Source organism: Marinospirillum sp., assembly GCF_035271045.1.
In the GTDB taxonomy this organism is placed as follows: domain Bacteria; phylum Pseudomonadota; class Gammaproteobacteria; order Pseudomonadales; family Halomonadaceae; genus Marinospirillum.
Genome location: NZ_DATESC010000030.1, coordinates 14,692 through 30,432, shown reverse-complemented (window position 1 = coordinate 30,432; position 15,741 = coordinate 14,692). Strand labels below are relative to the sequence as shown.

General features: G+C 40.5%; 15 protein-coding genes and 1 pseudogene. 8 read left to right on the top strand and 8 right to left on the bottom strand.

Annotated features, from left to right (window positions below):
• Positions 1 to 72 precede the first annotated feature (72 nt).
• The 4 genes and pseudogenes from VJY63_RS10790 to VJY63_RS10775 form a co-directional block, all read right to left on the bottom strand.
• Positions 73 to 1,300, bottom strand: a pseudogene (locus VJY63_RS10790) (IS3 family transposase).
• Between the two features lie 160 nt (positions 1,301 to 1,460).
• Entirely contained in the window at positions 1,461 to 2,159 is a 699-nt protein-coding gene (locus VJY63_RS10785) for an outer membrane beta-barrel protein (protein ID WP_324050754.1), read from the bottom strand.
• A 43-nt stretch (positions 2,160 to 2,202) separates the two neighbouring features.
• Positions 2,203 to 3,306: a hypothetical protein gene (locus VJY63_RS10780; protein ID WP_324050752.1), complete on the bottom strand. Its 1,104-nt coding sequence runs from the start codon at positions 3,304 to 3,306 to the stop codon at positions 2,203 to 2,205.
• Positions 3,307 to 3,419: 113 nt separating this feature from the next.
• Positions 3,420 to 3,569 (bottom strand): hypothetical protein, encoded by a 150-nt coding sequence (locus tag VJY63_RS10775; protein WP_324050750.1) that lies wholly within the window; start codon positions 3,567 to 3,569, stop codon positions 3,420 to 3,422.
• Between the two features lie 9 nt (positions 3,570 to 3,578).
• On the opposite strand from VJY63_RS10775, the gene VJY63_RS10770 reads away from it, so the two are divergent.
• Positions 3,579 to 3,845, top strand: a complete 267-nt coding sequence (locus VJY63_RS10770) for an efflux RND transporter permease subunit (protein ID WP_324050748.1) — start codon at positions 3,579 to 3,581, stop codon at positions 3,843 to 3,845.
• Here the strand turns inward: VJY63_RS10770 and VJY63_RS10765 are convergent.
• The 4 genes from VJY63_RS10765 to VJY63_RS10750 are packed head-to-tail and all read right to left on the bottom strand — an operon-like array spanning position 3,842 to position 5,779.
• Positions 3,842 to 4,204 (bottom strand): hypothetical protein, encoded by a 363-nt coding sequence (locus VJY63_RS10765; protein ID WP_324050746.1) that lies wholly within the window; start codon positions 4,202 to 4,204, stop codon positions 3,842 to 3,844. The two genes, VJY63_RS10770 and VJY63_RS10765, sit on opposite strands and share 4 nt — an antisense overlap.
• Positions 4,205 to 4,249: 45 nt before the next feature.
• Positions 4,250 to 4,663, bottom strand: coding sequence for an alternative ribosome rescue aminoacyl-tRNA hydrolase ArfB (gene arfB / locus VJY63_RS10760; protein WP_324050744.1), 414 nt, complete (start codon positions 4,661 to 4,663; stop codon positions 4,250 to 4,252).
• Positions 4,660 to 5,553 carry a hypothetical protein gene (locus tag VJY63_RS10755; protein ID WP_324050742.1) on the bottom strand — a complete coding sequence of 298 codons (894 nt, stop codon included), beginning with the start codon at positions 5,551 to 5,553 and terminating at the stop codon, positions 4,660 to 4,662. Before VJY63_RS10755 ends, arfB begins: the two co-directional genes overlap by 4 nt.
• Positions 5,546 to 5,779, bottom strand: a complete 234-nt coding sequence (locus VJY63_RS10750) for a helix-turn-helix transcriptional regulator (protein WP_324050740.1) — start codon at positions 5,777 to 5,779, stop codon at positions 5,546 to 5,548. Before VJY63_RS10750 ends, VJY63_RS10755 begins: the two co-directional genes overlap by 8 nt.
• Before the next feature lie 144 nt (positions 5,780 to 5,923).
• On the opposite strand from VJY63_RS10750, the gene VJY63_RS10745 reads away from it, so the two are divergent.
• The 7 genes from VJY63_RS10745 to glnG all read left to right on the top strand — a co-directional run bounded on the left by VJY63_RS10745 (position 5,924) and on the right by glnG (position 15,712).
• Complete coding sequence (locus VJY63_RS10745) at positions 5,924 to 7,267, top strand: DNA cytosine methyltransferase (protein ID WP_324050738.1); 1,344 nt, start codon at positions 5,924 to 5,926, stop codon at positions 7,265 to 7,267.
• Between the two features lie 95 nt (positions 7,268 to 7,362).
• Positions 7,363 to 8,412, top strand: coding sequence for a DUF2868 domain-containing protein (locus VJY63_RS10740; protein WP_324050737.1), 1,050 nt, complete (start codon positions 7,363 to 7,365; stop codon positions 8,410 to 8,412).
• Positions 8,409 to 9,821, top strand: coding sequence for a DUF3482 domain-containing protein (locus VJY63_RS10735; RefSeq protein ID WP_324050735.1), 1,413 nt, complete (start codon positions 8,409 to 8,411; stop codon positions 9,819 to 9,821). The genes VJY63_RS10740 and VJY63_RS10735 overlap by 4 nt, the downstream gene beginning before the upstream one ends.
• Before the next feature lie 89 nt (positions 9,822 to 9,910).
• Positions 9,911 to 11,536 carry an NAD(P)/FAD-dependent oxidoreductase gene (locus VJY63_RS10730; protein WP_324050733.1) on the top strand — a complete coding sequence of 542 codons (1,626 nt, stop codon included), beginning with the start codon at positions 9,911 to 9,913 and terminating at the stop codon, positions 11,534 to 11,536.
• Between the two features lie 194 nt (positions 11,537 to 11,730).
• Positions 11,731 to 13,137, top strand: a complete 1,407-nt coding sequence (gene glnA / locus VJY63_RS10725) for a type I glutamate--ammonia ligase (RefSeq protein ID WP_324050731.1) — start codon at positions 11,731 to 11,733, stop codon at positions 13,135 to 13,137.
• 36 nt (positions 13,138 to 13,173) lie between these two features.
• On the top strand, positions 13,174 to 14,280 hold the full coding sequence (glnL, locus tag VJY63_RS10720; RefSeq protein WP_324050729.1) for a nitrogen regulation protein NR(II): 1,107 nt from the start codon (positions 13,174 to 13,176) through the stop codon (positions 14,278 to 14,280).
• A gap of 13 nt (positions 14,281 to 14,293) precedes the next feature.
• Positions 14,294 to 15,712, top strand: a complete 1,419-nt coding sequence (gene glnG, locus VJY63_RS10715) for a nitrogen regulation protein NR(I) (RefSeq protein WP_324050727.1) — start codon at positions 14,294 to 14,296, stop codon at positions 15,710 to 15,712.
• The last annotated feature ends 29 nt before the right edge of the window (positions 15,713 to 15,741 follow it).

Sequence of the window (15,741 nt, the reverse complement as noted above, 5' to 3'; positions counted from 1 at the left end):
ATGTTTTAGAGATGCAATAAAAAAGCCCCGAGCTAGCTGAACTGACCCCCATTTATTGGACAGGTTAGTTAGCTAGGCAACCAAGAACTGGGTTCGATAGTTTATCGGACTCAGTCCTTTTAGCTTTAATTTAATGCGTTCATAATTATAGTAGTTTATATACTCACCAATCGCTTTTTTTAGAGCATCAACTGATTCCCACTTTTGAAGATAAAATAATTCTGACTTCAATAATCCAAAAAAACTCTCCATCGCCGCATTATCTAAGCAGTTACCCTTGTGCGACATGCTTTGTACAAGGTTGTTATCTTTTAATAAAGCTTGGTAAGAACGGTGCTGGTAATGCCAGCCTTGATCTGAGTGAACCACTGGCTTTTCATTTGGTTTTAACTTGGTTTTTGCACGGTTCATCATCGCAATAACCAAAGATAGAACAGGTCTCGATTGCATTTCATACGCAATAACTTCTCGGTTAAACAAGTCCATAACCGGCGACAAATAGAGCTTTTCACCCGCCACATTAAATTCAGTAATATCAGTGACCCATTTTTTATTGGGTTGTTCTGATTCAAAGTCTCGTTGCAATACATTCGGTGCAATGCGCCCCTCATGCCCACGGTAAGAATGGTACTTCTTGACTCTAACAACGGATTTAAGACCGACCCGCTGCATCAGACGCTGTACTTTCTTATGATTAATGCATTCGCCTAGGTTGCGTAATTCAGCCGTAATACGGCGGTAACCATACCGACCTTTATGTTGGTGGTAGATCGCTTTTATTTTAGTGTTGAATAACACTCTTTTGTGACTGCTCTTTTTGGTAGAGTAAGTCGTCTAGCTTTTTTAAATAAGCATTCTCAGTCTTTAAATATTCATTTTCTTGGCGTAGCTGCTGTTCTACGGTCAGTGGCTGGCTTGTTGTTAAAGTTGTTGATTTTTTAATCATAGAGGTGCGTCTCTTTCTTCGGGGTTCAAGTGCTGCTAGACCACCCTTATTATACAGCTGTTGCCACTGACTCACGACGCCAGTGCCACCTCTTATATCAAAGTAAGCGACTGTTTGACGTTTTGAAAGGTTATTTTTAGCCATGTAATTCAACACATCGAGTTTAAAATGCGCACTGTAGTTGCTATGTTTTTTTATGAACGCTTGCGCCCCGTGACACTTAAATCGTTGGCACCAAAACAAAAGTGTACCGCTATCAATCGCATAGGTATCTTTAAAGAAGCTTAGGCTTCTTTTTTCTTGCAAATACAGCTTCACACTGTTCAGTTTAAACTCTGGACTAAATTTAGACATGAAAAACCCCTGAGAAATTGGGTGTCCAACTTTCAGGGGTCAGTTCAAAATTCAGGGTTTTTTTAATGGATATGAATTATTTTTAATAAATTTTGTCCTTCTAATTTTTTCTGTAAAATAGTCTTATGTCTATATCGTTAAGTTTATATTTATTGAAAACTTATTTAAAATAATATTCTAGTGTTATATTAGTGGATTCTAGGTCAATTGACCCTAGGTTTTCTTTTATCCACTCTGCACCAATAGAAAAATTGGGTGTTAATAGATAACGGGTACCAACACCATAATTCCAACCATTTTCATAAGTCTTATCTATTAATGGATCAGCGGTGGTATCAATAAATGTTATCTTACTTTTTTGAAGTAAATATCCATGCCCAATCAAGCCAGAAATAATAAACTGATCCATTAGTGGGTAATCTAATCGTACTCTTATTAGTAAGGATTTGGCATCAATCTCTGTTTGAGCTTTTACAGGGGTGAATGCAGGTAAGCCAATCGTAAGGTCACCACTTGGCTGGCAAGCACCTGACGAAGGTTTATAAACAGTAATATTGTTCTTCAATCCAGATAGACTGCTGTATCGCAACTGTAGCGATAAATAGGGGTTGAATTGATAACCACCTATTAAAAAGGCCTGCCCCGTCTTGTCTTCAGAAATAGCACTGCCATTTGATAGCTCTGGCTCTGTGCTCAGAGTACAGTGATTGCTGGTGTAAAGAATATTGGGGGTGTAACTGTGTTCTGCCTGCCCATACCCCGATCCCAGATAAAAGTTGGCCTGAACCAAGCTGGGTAGCATTACAGCCGATACAGTTGTTATTATCAGGGGCGCGGCTTTATTTAAAAAAGTTTTCATAATATTTCCTTATTAAATAATAGATTTAATATTCATAGCTGCATCAAAAGTTAGTGCTTTGAATTAGGCTAGTGCTGCCGATGGGTTTGTTCAGCATGACACTGAAAATGCGTTTGTCTGCATTTTTGTACAGCTTAACCAGTTGTTCAAAACTCAGCCTGCCAGACATATAACCATGATCAGCATAAAACCGGAATTGATCTACACTGATTGATGCATCAGCAAGAATTTCTTGCAGCGCCAGTTGGTTAGCCTGACTTTGTCTTGCCCAGGCCAGCTGGCTCATATAACCGCTGGATGGTGAGAAAAACTCTCCACCACGCAGGCTGATTAATACTTCAACCGCTGCGTATTCAGTGTCCATCAGCGCCAGGGCTTCATCCAACACTTCTTGCGGCCATTGTGCCTTACGTGGGTCTTGATAACCGACCGGGCGTATCGCTCTTACCCGTTCACTCTCTCTGAGTCCGTAAAAGGCTTCACGATCCAGGGTGACCATCACTGAGGGTTTGATTTTTTCCAGAGCCTGCTGACTATTCAGTCTTGACGCACCTCGTGTAAAGGGCTTTGCGATCAGGTATTGCAGTGTTTTCTCAACCTGCTGTTCGTAACCTGGTAGAAAATGGTACTGGTCTTCCTGTCGGGTTTGCCCCAGCCGATATTCAAAGGTCTCAATATTTAGAAAAACCTCTACACTGGCGCTGCCTTTTTGATCCAGTTGAGCTTCAATGGCATCTAGGCTGCCATCCTGACTATAAACCTTGAACCTGCCCTTGCGATTGGTATCGAGTGAAAACTTTAAAGCCAGATCTGTTTTTGCCAGTATATCCAGCCCTTTTTCCGTTACGTACAAGGCCACTTGACCCAAGCCGTTTTCATGGTAACCAGCATTCCAGGCTTGTTCACCCAGAGCCATGCGCAGTTGCTGGGCTTCTTGCTGCAAGGTGGCCCGTTTGTTTATTGCACCCTTTTTGAGATTGCTGAGTGATAGAACACTGGGTAGTGTCACCACAACACTGGTCACACCCTTGGTTTTGGTTTCTTGTCGCAATTGTTCCAGTTGTTGCGGATGGTAGTTAGCTGCCAATAAAGCAGTGGAAAAAAGTAAACTGCTACTTAGCAGCAATAGTTTTAATATATCAAACATCCTTATTACCTCATATATATTATACTTGTTTAGAGGAGGGTTAGTGATTAATAATCACTTAAATGAGTGTAAGTCATGGATTCTATATATGTCAAATATGTAAAATAGGGCAGCTACAGGTTTTGTAGTGCAGTGGTACCTAAGAGTAAGGCAGGTATTAAAAATACGTGTATTTGTGCTGAATGGTATAAAGGCAAAGCAGCGAACATGGTTTCATTGGACTTAAAATCTAACTCAATCATGCAAGCTAAATATTCAGCCATAAGTGCTTGGTGCGTCACGCCACTTTAACTATGATCGGCATGATTGCCCTAGCGAGAATTATTGTGCGTAACTCGATACTGTTAGTCGACTTTATTAACCAGTCGATTCGTGAAGGTGCCTGTTGGGAAGATGCAGTGATTAAAGCCAGTGCGGTAAGGGATCAGCCGATTATTCTAACCGCCGTGGTAGCTATGGTCGGTGGCTTCTTTATCCTAGATGACCCCATCTTTAATGGCCTAGCGATATCACTAATCTTTGGCTTTTTTAATAACTAAAGCTCAAGCTTTAACTCTGGCCTTGGCTTTTTATTATCCTTTAAAACACAAAATTCTTGCTGCCGCCCGTTGGCATAAGTAATCAGTACATTAAACCCAGCGCCAAGTGGGTGGTTTAAATAAAGTACCCTAGATTCTTGTGGGGCTAAGCGAAAAGTTTGAATGCTGGATTGGCTATTGGAGCTGCCAAAATCTAACTTAATTGAGGTGATTTGTTGTTGGTCAGCATTGGTAAACTTGACTGCAAAACCTTCATCGGCTGTAAGCCAGCGGCCTAGTAAAATGCCAAGAATTAACAAGGCAATTGCTTTTAACCACCAAGGTTTATTATTAAATAAGAAGTTGTTTTGCTGGGTCATTTTGTTGCCTTTTTAACTACCATTCAATTGGAAATAAACTAAGGGTTATAGATCAACCTTACCACGCAACACTTTTGTTTGGCCGCGCTGGGTTTTTTGATCGGTACGTTTGTGCTGGGCATTTTTGCTGGGCTTGGTCGGTCTTCTGGTTTTATTAACGTAAGTGCCTTCTAAGATAAACTGCTGCAAGCGTTCGATTGCGGCTAATTTATTTTTCTCTTGGGTACGAAATTGCTGCGCCTTAATCACCAGTACACCTTCTTTAGTCATGCGACTGTCTTTACTGGCTAATAAGCGTTCTTTTTGAAAGTCGTCAAGGCTTGAAGCTTTAATATCAAAACGCAGATGAATGGCAGATGAAACTTTATTAACGTTTTGCCCACCCGCACCTTGGGCGCGTATCGCGCTAATGTCTACTTCTTCGTCATTTAAGCTAAGGGTGTTACTGATAAAAATCATGGCAGTTTTTTTATAACCAGTAATTTATTGATTTCTTTTTTCCATTTTTCAAGATCAAACCAAGGGCAGCCATAACATCCACTACCAATATTGCTATTTGGTTTCCAATCTTTGTCTCCAGAATAAAACCAATCTATACCAAGAAAACTGGGTCTTATTGCTGTTCTAAAGCATTCATCACAAACTCTTGATTTTAACATATTTGTTTGATTTGTAAGGAGTTGAAATTTATTTCTTATATATTCTGGTGATAAATTAACATTATCACTTTCTGGTTCAGTCCACCGTTGACTAGGGAATTTATGATCTATAATGAATTCATTTTCTGGTCTAATAGAGTTAAAAAAAACATCTTTTTTACTAAGCTCACTAAATATTTTCTTTTTAGTTAAGTTTGATATAGGTTTTCTGAACTCGGTTTTTATTTTTGAATTCACTTCAAATACTAATAAAATATCATGATACTGTTTCTTTTTACACTCTATACAGTATTTGTTTTTTGTAGCCACAATAAATCCATTTTTTTTAATGTCTCTAATACGAGCAGCGGGTTGATTATTGATTTTCCCGGCACCACAAGTTCTACATTCCCATTGAGCAGATAGAAGAGATTTAAAAACTTTATAAGTTTCAGATGTATTATTTTTACTCCATCTTTTTTTTGTTTTTAAAATATTTCCAGCTATTTTTTCAGGCGATAATTCATCGTATGCATGATGTGATAGCTCCTCTATTTCTTTATCATTAAGATTGATAGACATTGGAGAGTAATGAATAGGAAGGCATCCGCTCCAAATTATTCCTTTCGGATAACTGAATGTCACTTCTAAAAATTTATTTTCTGTTTTAGATACAGTAAAAATCTCACCAATTTCTATTTTTTTATTCATTTTTTAAATTTAATCCTTTTATTAGCTCTTCAGCTTCAATGTCTAAGCCTTTTGCAACTCTAAATATACATGCAAGGCTAGGGTTTCTTATACCTCGCTCTAAACCAGAAATGTATGTTCTATCTAGTTTGCAACGATCAGCTAAAGATTCTTGAGTTATGTTTTTTATTGTTCTTATTTCTCTTAGCCTTAATCCAAATTTATTTAAAATTTCTTTTTTTTCCATTATTATTGCCAAATTGTATTAAAGTAGTTATATTATTCAAATGTAGATTATCAGTCCACGGACTATCGGTAACATTAGCTATGACTTTTAAGAGTTTTTTTGTTTTTCTATGATTTTATTGATTGTTATAGGTTAGTATTTTTAGTGAAAAAAATAACAGTAGGTAGTATTTGTTCGGGAATTGAAGCCGCTTCCGTTGCATTTGATGAGTTAAGCTATGAAATGGCTTGGTTTTCTGAAATTGCTGATTTTCCTTCAAGACTTCTAAAAGAAAAGTATCCAAATATTCATAATTATGGAGATATGTGCAATTTATCTGATTTAATTACCTCAAAAAATATTGATGCGCCAGATTTAATTTGTGGGGGAACACCTTGCCAAGCATTTTCACTTGCTGGCTGGAAAAAAGGTTTAGAGGATGATAGAGGTAATTTAACTTTAAAACTTGTTGATATTATAGAAAAAAATGATAATGTAAGATCAATTAATGGGAAACAAAAAACCATTATGCTTTGGGAAAATGTTGAAGGTATATTAAATGATAAGACTAACTCTTTCGGATGTTTTTTATCTTTATTACTTGGATTGAATACTGAGATAAAAATAAACAAATGGCCATCTGCTGGCATAATACATGGAGTAAAACGTAATGTAGCATGGCGAGTTTTAGATGCTAAGTATTTTGGCTTACCGCACCAAAGAAAAAGGCTGTATGTTGTTGCTGGTGGAAAAGACTTTTATCCTGAAAATGTTATTTTTGATGGTTTTCCTAAATCTGTTAAAGATTATAAAAAGGATAATTTAATTTTCAACAAAAATGGCTATGAGATAGAGGTTTTTCGTAGTTATACAGATTGCTTATATTCTGCTTATGGTACTAAATGGAATGGCAATGCTGCTGCTTATAACGGTTCTTTATTTATTGTACAAGATAAAAAAATTAGAAGATTAACCCCTTTGGAATGTGAGAGGTTAATGGGGTTTCCAGATGGTTATACTAATATTGAAGATTCAAAGCGTACAAATAGGTATCAGGCCGTTGGGAACTCGTGGGCTGTTCCTGTTATTAAATGGATTGGTAAAAGAATTGAAGAGGAAGTATTTAATTCTAAAGAAAGTATAGTTAAAATAAATAATTTATCTAACTATGCTTTAGATGGCTTGGATTATACCAGTAAATTTTTTGAAGTTTTAATAAATAAAAATAACAATCAGAATTCATTGTTTGGTAATGTTAATATTAATGGGACAGTGATTCCTGAATTTCCAGTCATTGGAAATATAGAGAATATTATTGATACTAACCCTGATGATAGATTATTTATATCTCCCGTTGGTTGTAAAGGTATACTAAGAAGAAAAGAAGAGCGAGGGATAAAAATAAATGAAAGGCTGGAGTATTTTTTATCGAAAATATCTTCTGCTATGTCTGACGACGATATTGAGGCTTTATCCAGAGTGCAAACAAGGGGTAGGTATAGTCGTTAGTATCAATTGTATTTTTATCTGTCTTCCTGCTTATTTTATAAAAACTGTTAATATCAGGCGCTTAGGAATAAATCTTTAAAGTGGTAGGAGGCAGGTTGCAAACAGTTCAAAAATTAAAACTACCCCAATGGCTGGCTTGGTTGGCTTTTGCTGGTGGTTTGCTGTTGGGCGCAGCAGCGCTGGCTTATACGCCGCAAGGACGTATTAACTTATTGTGGCTTTGGTGGCTTTGGGCTGGTTTACCTTTGTTAGGTAGCCTGTTAGCTTTGGGTGGTTTTTTGTTACCAAACCAACCGCTATGGCTTAAATCAGTATTAAAACTTTCACCCTATTGGCAACCCTTGCCACATCAACGCTGGTGGTTGTTAGCACAAATTAATCGCTTATGGATTTTTTTAGCGCTGGGTATTTTACTGGTTTTTTTACTGCTATTACTGTTTTCTGATTTAGCCTTTGGCTGGAGTTCTACCCTTATTACTCAGCCGCAAGTGGTGATTGAAATTACTCAAATGATTAGCGCGCCTTGGCAGTTTTTTTGGTCACAAGCTGTGCCTGATTTGCAATTAATTGAACAAACGCGCTTTGCACGTATTGAAACCAGTACGGGTGACTTTCAAGAAGCCAGCCGCTGGTGGCCATTTTTACTGGCAAGTTTATTATTTTATAACCTGTTACCCCGTGTGGTGCTAACGCTGTTTTGTGGTTGGAAAAGTCGGCAACTGCAACCTTGCCATGTTGAAATTCAAGCCACTAAAACGCATGAAGTTTCTATACTTAAACCAACAACAGCGCTGCAACAGCCTGCTGTTGATCAGTGGCAAACAGCAGTAAAAATTGGCTGGCAGTTGGGTGAAACTGCTGCAACGCCAACGCAACCATTGAACTTGGGCGAGGGCGATTGGCAGAAAGAAGAAGACTTATGGCAAGCTTGGCTGCAAACCCCACCGCAACACTTGGTTTGGTTAGTTGTGGCGCAGCAGCCACCTTTAAATGAGTTGGCAGATAAAATTAAACAAGCCGCAGAAGCCGGTTGTTACCAAGCGTTGCAACTGGTGAGCCAAGGCGACCTTGAAGAACGCCATTTAATGAGTTGGCAAGCTTTTGCGCGTAAATATCAATTGGTTTGGCTGGAGAGTGCTGCATGAACAACTACCCACATTTTTGTGTAGTGGGTCATCCTAACCAAGGCAAGTCGTCGATTGTTTCTACGCTGGTTGAAAATGATTCAGTTGAAATTGGCATTGAGTCTGGCACAACACAAAAAAATGCCCGTTTTGAGTTTACTATCGACGGCAAGCTGTTGCTGGCACTCACCGACACACCCGGTTTTCAGCGTTCACGGCAGGTGTTGGCTTGGTTGCAGCAGGACGATGTTAGCCCAGCGCAACGCCCCAATCGTATACGTGCTTTTTTAGCTGAGCCAGAACACGCAATACGTTTTCCTGATGAAGTGCAGTTGTTAACCCCGATTATGGCCGGGGCTGGGGTGATTTATATTACCGATGCGGCGAATCAACCCACCGCTGCTGATGAAGCTGAAATGGAGATTTTACGCTGGACAGGGCAGCCACGTATGGCAGTGATTAACCCGATTAGCCAGAATGTTGCGCACCAACAATGGCAAATGACGTTAAATCAGTTTTTTCAATGGGTACGGGAATTTAACCCTATGACTGCGACTTTACCTGCACGGCAAGTGCTGTTGCGGGCAATGGCTGAGCTATCCACTGATTGGACGTTTTTGCTGGATCAACTCAGCCAGCGTTTAGCCGAAAGGGATCAGCAACGCTTAGCAGCGGTCAGTTTGCAACTAGCGCATTATTGGTGTGAACAGGTGAACCGCCGCGAACCCTTGTCTAAATTAACGGCTTTATTTAGTCAAACGAATAGCCCAGAAGATTATCTACAGCAGCGTTTAGACAAGGCAGAAGGTGAACTTTTTCACCAGCTGGCTAAAAATTGGGGGCATGGCAATACGCCATTGGCTTTGAATGCGGCATGGGATTTAGACAGCGATACGTTAATGAATACTGAAAATTGGTATTTATGGGGATTAAAGCAACAAGATTTATTACTGGCAAGTGCTGCTGCTGGTGCTGCGGCCGGCTCGTTAATTGACTTAGGTTTGAGTGGTGCTTCTTTTATGCTGGGTGCTGTGTCGGGTGGTATTATTGGTTCAACCACTGGTTGGTTAGCCAGCAAGCAGCTAACTGGCAAACGCTTAGGTTGGATTCCTTTAGCGGGTAAAAAAGATTATGTTGGCCCTGTTCGCCATCCAAATTTTCCTTTGGTGCTGATGGCAAGGGCGTTAACTTTTACGCAGTTGCTGTGGCTGCGCCCCCATGCTCAACGCACCCGGTTAACGCTGCAAGCACAAGCTGATGATTGGTCAAGACCACAGCAAGTGCAGCTTTTAAACTGGGCTAAAGCTTTGCAGCAAAATAAGTGGAAAGCTAAACAGCAGCAAGCATTAAGCAGCTGGATTAGCGAACAACTCAGCACTCAACTAACCGCTGCGCTTAACGAAGAACAGCGCAGTGCTTGGAGACTCTAATGTTTAAAAATACTAATGTTTAAAAACACTAATATTTAAAAACACCAACTTTTTTAAATAAGCTTACTGCCCGCTTTTGGAAACTTTTGATGATACGTTTAACTAATATTCAATTACCGCTTGACCACGATGAACAGGCTATTTTTGACGCTATTTTGACGCGTTTATCCATTCATCCCCCTGAACTGCTTAGCTATCAAATTCACCGTCGTGCTTATGATGCGCGTAAAAAAACGGACATTCAGCTAATTTATACGCTTGATGTTAAGACAAGCTGTAACGCTGTTCTGCTAGACACTTTTGCTGCCGATCCGCTGATTAAAGTAACACCCGATATGCGTTATAAACCCGTTGCACAAGCGCCGATAGATTTAAAGGAACGCCCCGTTATTATCGGTTTTGGACCTTGTGGTTTATTGGCAGGTTTAGTGTTGGCGCAAATGGGTTATAAGCCGATTATTTTGGATCGCGGTAAAGAGGTGCGAGAACGCACTAAAGATACGTTTGGTTTTTGGCGCAAGAAAATCCTAAATACTGAATCCAATGTTCAGTTTGGTGAAGGCGGCGCAGGGACTTTTTCTGACGGTAAGCTGTATAGCCAAGTTAAAGACCCTAATCATTACGGTCGTAAAGTGCTAAGCGAGTTCGTTGCAGCAGGCGCACCAGAAGAAATCATGTTTGTTAGCAAACCGCACATTGGGACGTTTCGTTTGGTGACTATGGTCGAGCAAATGCGTGCAACCATTATTGCGCTGGGTGGCGAAATACGTTTTAGCGCTAGGGTTGATGATGTGTTGTTGAATAATGGACAAATAACGGGTGTGGTGCTGGCAGATGGTGAAGTGATTAACTCACGTCACGTTGCCTTGGCGATTGGTCACAGTGCGCGTGATACTTTTCAGATGCTCTATGACAAAAACATTTATATTGAAGCTAAGCCTTTTTCAGTGGGTTTTCGTATTGAACATCCACAAGCGGTGATTGATAAAGCACGTTTTGGTCATAATGTTGGTCATCCTATTTTGGGTGCTGCGGATTATAAACTGGTGCATCACTGTAATAGCGGCCGTTCAGTGTACAGTTTTTGTATGTGTCCGGGTGGCACTGTGGTGGCGGCTGCTTCTGAAGAATTTGGTGTAGTCACCAATGGCATGAGCCAGTATTCACGCGCCGAACGAAATGCTAATAGCGCCATTGTGGTGGGTATTGATCCTTCAGATTATCCAGAAAGCCCTTTGGCAGGCATTGATTTTCAACGTGCTTTAGAAAAAAACGCTTACCTGTTGGGTGGTTCTAATTACGATGCGCCGGCTCAAAAAGTGGGTGATTTCTTAAAGGGTGTTTCATCTGTAACACTGGGTAGTGTTGAACCTTCTTTTAAACCAGGTATTAAACTGACGGACTTATCGCAAGCGCTGCCTGATTTTTGTATTGAAGCCATTCGAGAAGCAATTCCCGTATTTAATAGAAAAGTTAAAGGTTTTGCTTTAGATGATGCGATATTAACCGGCGTAGAAACGCGCACGTCAGCACCGATTTGCATAAAACGCGGTAAAGATTTTCAAAGCATCAGTACACAAGGTTTATACCCTGCGGGCGAAGGTGCTGGCTATGCTGGCGGTATTTTATCGGCGGCTATTGATGGCATTAAAGTTGCCGAAGCAATGGCGCTTAGCATAAACCACGCCCATTCTTCAGTCCTTGGTTCGGTTTGACGTATGAAATGATAAATATGCGTTAGCTTGGTGCTAAAAAGGTGGCTTATGCACTGTTATGGCGCATATTTTTAAGCTTTTAGGCTGTATTTTCCTGTATTGGCTCAATTTTTTCTTATGGCATAGAACTTGCTGACTCCTCTGTAATACAGCATTTAGCTGTGGTTATAACTTTGACTTAGAGGAGTCATTTTATGTCTACTAAGACCCAATCACTCATTCAAGAATATCAAGCTCGGTGGGTGGATTTACGTTTTACTGATACTTTAGGTAAAGAGCATCACATTACTTTTCCATCTGAAGCTTTAGATGAAGAAACCTTCGAAGAAGGAAAAATGTTTGATGGTTCTTCTATTCATGGTTGGAAAGGTATTGAAGCTTCAGATATGGTGCTGATGCCTGATGACTCCACTGCTGTTATTGATCCTTTTGCAACTGAATCAACCGTTATTTTGCGTTGCGATGTTGTCGAGCCAGCCACCTTGTCAGGTTATGATCGTGACCCTCGCTCTATTGCACGTCGTGCTGAGTTATATTTACAGTCAACGGGTATTGCTGATACGGCTTATTTTGGTCCTGAACCTGAATTTTTTGTATTTGATTCTGTCACTTGGAAAGAGTCAATGCATGGCGTAAGCTTTGAAATTAATTCTGATGAAGGTGCTTGGGCTTCAGAAACATTGGTTAATGGTAGTAATTCAGGTCATCGCCCACGGGTAAAAGGTGGTTATTTTCCTGTTCCTCCTGTTGATTCCCTTGTTGATGCGCGTGTTGCTATGTGTAATGCCATGACTGCTATGGGTTTAGGTATTGAAGTGCATCACCATGAAGTTGCCAATGCTGGACAATGTGAAATTGGTGTACCTTTTAATACATTGGTAAAAAAAGCAGATGAAGTACAGTTACTAAAGTATTGCGTACACAATGCGGCCCATGCGATGGGTAAAACAGCTACCTTTATGCCTAAGCCATTAGTGGGCGATAATGGTTCGGGTATGCACGTTCACCAGTCTTTATCCAAAGATGGCAAAAACTTGTTTGCTGGTGATGACTATGCCGGTTTGTCTGAAATGGCATTGCATTACATTGGCGGTATTGTTAAGCACGCTCACGCCCTTAATGCGATAACCAACCCTAGCACTAACTCTTACAAGCGCCTTGTGCCTGGCTATGAAGCGCCGGTTATGTTGGCTTACTCTGCGTGTAATCGTTCAGCATCCATTCGTATTCCTTGGGTGAAAAGTGCAAAAGCTAAACGTATTGAATGCCGTTTTCCTGACCCAATGGCTAACCCTTACTTGGCTTTTTCAGCCTTAATGATGGCTGGCTTAGACGGTATAAAAAACAAGATTCATCCTGGTGATGCAATGGATAAAAACTTGTATGACTTGCCGCCTGAAGAAGCGAAAGGCATTCCACAAGTTGCTTATAGCCTAGACGAAGCCTTAACCGCTTTGTGGGCAGATAGAGCATTCTTATTGGAAGGTGGTGTGTTTTCTGAAGAGATGTTAGAAGCCTATATTGAATGCAAAAAAGGAGAAATTTCACGCTTACGCGAGTCAGTTCACCCTGCTGAATTTGATATGTACTATAGTCTGTAAATACTTATGCCCCTTTTTGGGGCATAATTGTTATCTATGAACCTACCTAATTCTTATTCGCCTAGTTTGAGCCATACGCTACTAGAACAGCTATCCATTGCGGTATTGCTGCTTGATGAAGATTTGTGTGTGCTCTATGCCAATTTGGCAGCAGAACAGCTTTTTGAAACCAGTCGTGCTCACTTGTTGAATCGTTCTATTACGCTATTTTTTTGGGAAGATGACGATTGTTTGGATGCACTTCACAATGCCTTGTTAGATCAGCGTCCTTATACACGCCGTGAAGTTCATTTGCATTTTCCTAGTAATGCCCAAGTGGTTACTATTGATTATACCGCTACGCCTTTTAGTGACGTTAAACAAAAAGGTAAACAATTACTGGTTGAGTTACTTCCACAAGACCGTGTATTACACCTTAGCCGCCAAGATAGTTTATTTACTGCTAATCAAGTAACGCAAGCTTTGGTACAAGGTATGGCGCATGAAGTTAAAAATCCTTTAGGTGGTATTCGTGGTGCAGCACAATTGCTGGCGCGTCAATTACCTGATCCAGAATTAAAAGAATACACCGATGTGATTATTAATGAGGCTGATCGGTTAAGCCACCTTGTTGATCGTATGCTGGGATCACATCAATGTATGAACTTTGAAAGAATTAATATTCATCAGGTGCTAGAGCGTGTTTGCCTTATTCTACAAGCAGAAGTCGGTGATGCTATTACTTTAGTTCGTGATTACGATCCAAGTTTGCCTGAACTGACTGCTGATTTAGACAGCTTGATTCAAGTAGTGCTTAATATTGTGCGTAACGCAACGCAAGCTTTATTAGAGAATCCTAGTTATCGCCCAGCCACCATTACTTTGCGCTCACGCGTATTACGACAGTTCACGCTAGGCAAAAAAAGGCACCGTTTAGTGTGTTTGGTTGAGGTAGAAGACAATGGTCCAGGCATTGATAACAAATTGATTAAGGCTTTATTTTATCCAATGGTAACAGGTCGCACTCAAGGAACAGGGTTAGGTTTGCCGATAGCACAAGCCATAGTGCAACAGCACAAAGGGCTGATTAAATGTGACAGTAGCGTTGGTTGTACTGTTTTTCGTATTTTAATTCCCTTTGATTCTTACCTAAAAAATCACTAAGGAGCAGCAAACCATGACTAATCAAGTCTGGATTATTGATGATGATAAGTCGATGCGTTGGGTTATGGAAAAAGCCTTAACACAAGCCGGTTTTTTTATTACTACTTTTGCCAGCGGTGAAGCAGCCTTAGCGCAGTTGTCTAATACTAAGCCAAATATTATTGTTACCGACATCCGTATGCAGGGCATGGATGGTTTGGCAGTTATGGTTGAAGTGCATCAGCGGTATGCCAATTTGCCAGTGATTATAATGACAGCGCATTCAGATTTAGACAGTGCGGTGAAGTCTTATCAAAATGGTGCTTTTGAATACTTGCCTAAACCTTTTGATTTAGATGAACTTGTTGCACTAGTGCGCCGCGCCTTAGCCCATGCTCAAGAACAGACAGCAATAACTGAATATCAAGCCACAGGCAGTGCAATTATTGGTGAAGCACCGGCGATGCAAGAAGTTTTTAGGATTATAGGGCGCTTGTCACATTCAAGCATAACCGTACTCATTCATGGTCAGTCAGGGACAGGTAAAGAATTGGTTGCTAATGCGCTGCACCATAATAGTCCACGCGCACAGCAGCCTTTTATTGCCTTAAATATGGCGGCTATTCCTAAAGACTTAATTGAATCTGAATTGTTTGGTCACGAAAAAGGGGCTTTTACGGGGGCTGCTAGTATTCGTAAAGGCCGTTTTGAACAAGCCAATGGCGGCACATTATTTCTTGATGAAATCGGTGATATGCCGTTAGAAACTCAAACACGGTTATTGCGTGTTTTATCGGATGGTACTTTTTACCGTGTAGGTGGCCATCTTCCTATGCAGGTTGATGTACGCATTGTTGCTGCTACTCACCATGATTTAGAAATTTTGGTTGCTGAAGGGTTATTTCGTGAAGACCTTTATCATCGGTTGAATGTTATTCGTATTCATTTGCCTAAATTAAATGAGCGACGTGAAGACATTGCTAAGCTTGCCGCTCATTTTTTACAAAAAGCAGCGCGTGAACTGGATGTAGAGCCACGAATTTTGTTGCCTGAAACCGAAGCTTTTTTAAGTCATCAAAAATGGTCAGGCAATGTACGCCAATTAGAAAACACCTGCCGCTGGTTAACCGTTATGGCTTCTAGCCGTGAAGTGATGGTTAGCGACCTACCGCCCGAACTTTTAAATGCAGAACCCACTCAAGGTAATTCTCAATCGTGGGAAGTTGCTTTATCTCATTGGGCAGAACAAGCCCTGCAACAAGGCCATAAAGGTTTGCTTAATCAAGCCTTGCCTGTGTTTGAGCGCATTATGATAGAAGCTGCTTTAAAACAGGCTGCCGGTGGGCGACGTGATGCAGCCGAATTATTAGGTTGGGGGCGCAACACCTTAACCCGCAAAATTAAAGACCTAAATATAGAAGCTGCTGCCTTGGATAGTGAGGGTGATGAATAAGCTTGCCCATCTCTTGATGCACAGCTTTG

Bases quoted from the DNA above. Each gene is read 5' to 3' on its own strand.
- VJY63_RS10785 (WP_324050754.1), bottom strand. From the start codon at position 2,159: ATGAAAACTTTTTTAAATAAAGCCGCGCCCCTGATAATAACAACTGTA.
- VJY63_RS10780 (WP_324050752.1), bottom strand. From the start codon at position 3,306: ATGTTTGATATATTAAAACTATTGCTGCTAAGTAGCAGTTTACTTTTT.
- VJY63_RS10775 (WP_324050750.1), bottom strand. From the start codon at position 3,569: ATGGCTGAATATTTAGCTTGCATGATTGAGTTAGATTTTAAGTCCAAT.
- VJY63_RS10765 (WP_324050746.1), bottom strand. From the start codon at position 4,204: ATGACCCAGCAAAACAACTTCTTATTTAATAATAAACCTTGGTGGTTA.
- arfB (WP_324050744.1), bottom strand. From the start codon at position 4,663: ATGATTTTTATCAGTAACACCCTTAGCTTAAATGACGAAGAAGTAGAC.
- VJY63_RS10755 (WP_324050742.1), bottom strand. From the start codon at position 5,553: ATGAATAAAAAAATAGAAATTGGTGAGATTTTTACTGTATCTAAAACA.
- VJY63_RS10750 (WP_324050740.1), bottom strand. From the start codon at position 5,779: ATGGAAAAAAAAGAAATTTTAAATAAATTTGGATTAAGGCTAAGAGAA.
- VJY63_RS10735 (WP_324050735.1), top strand. From the start codon at position 8,409: ATGAACAACTACCCACATTTTTGTGTAGTGGGTCATCCTAACCAAGGC.
- VJY63_RS10730 (WP_324050733.1), top strand. From the start codon at position 9,911: ATGATACGTTTAACTAATATTCAATTACCGCTTGACCACGATGAACAG.
- glnA (WP_324050731.1), top strand. From the start codon at position 11,731: ATGTCTACTAAGACCCAATCACTCATTCAAGAATATCAAGCTCGGTGG.
- glnL (WP_324050729.1), top strand. From the start codon at position 13,174: ATGAACCTACCTAATTCTTATTCGCCTAGTTTGAGCCATACGCTACTA.
- glnG (WP_324050727.1), top strand. From the start codon at position 14,294: ATGACTAATCAAGTCTGGATTATTGATGATGATAAGTCGATGCGTTGG.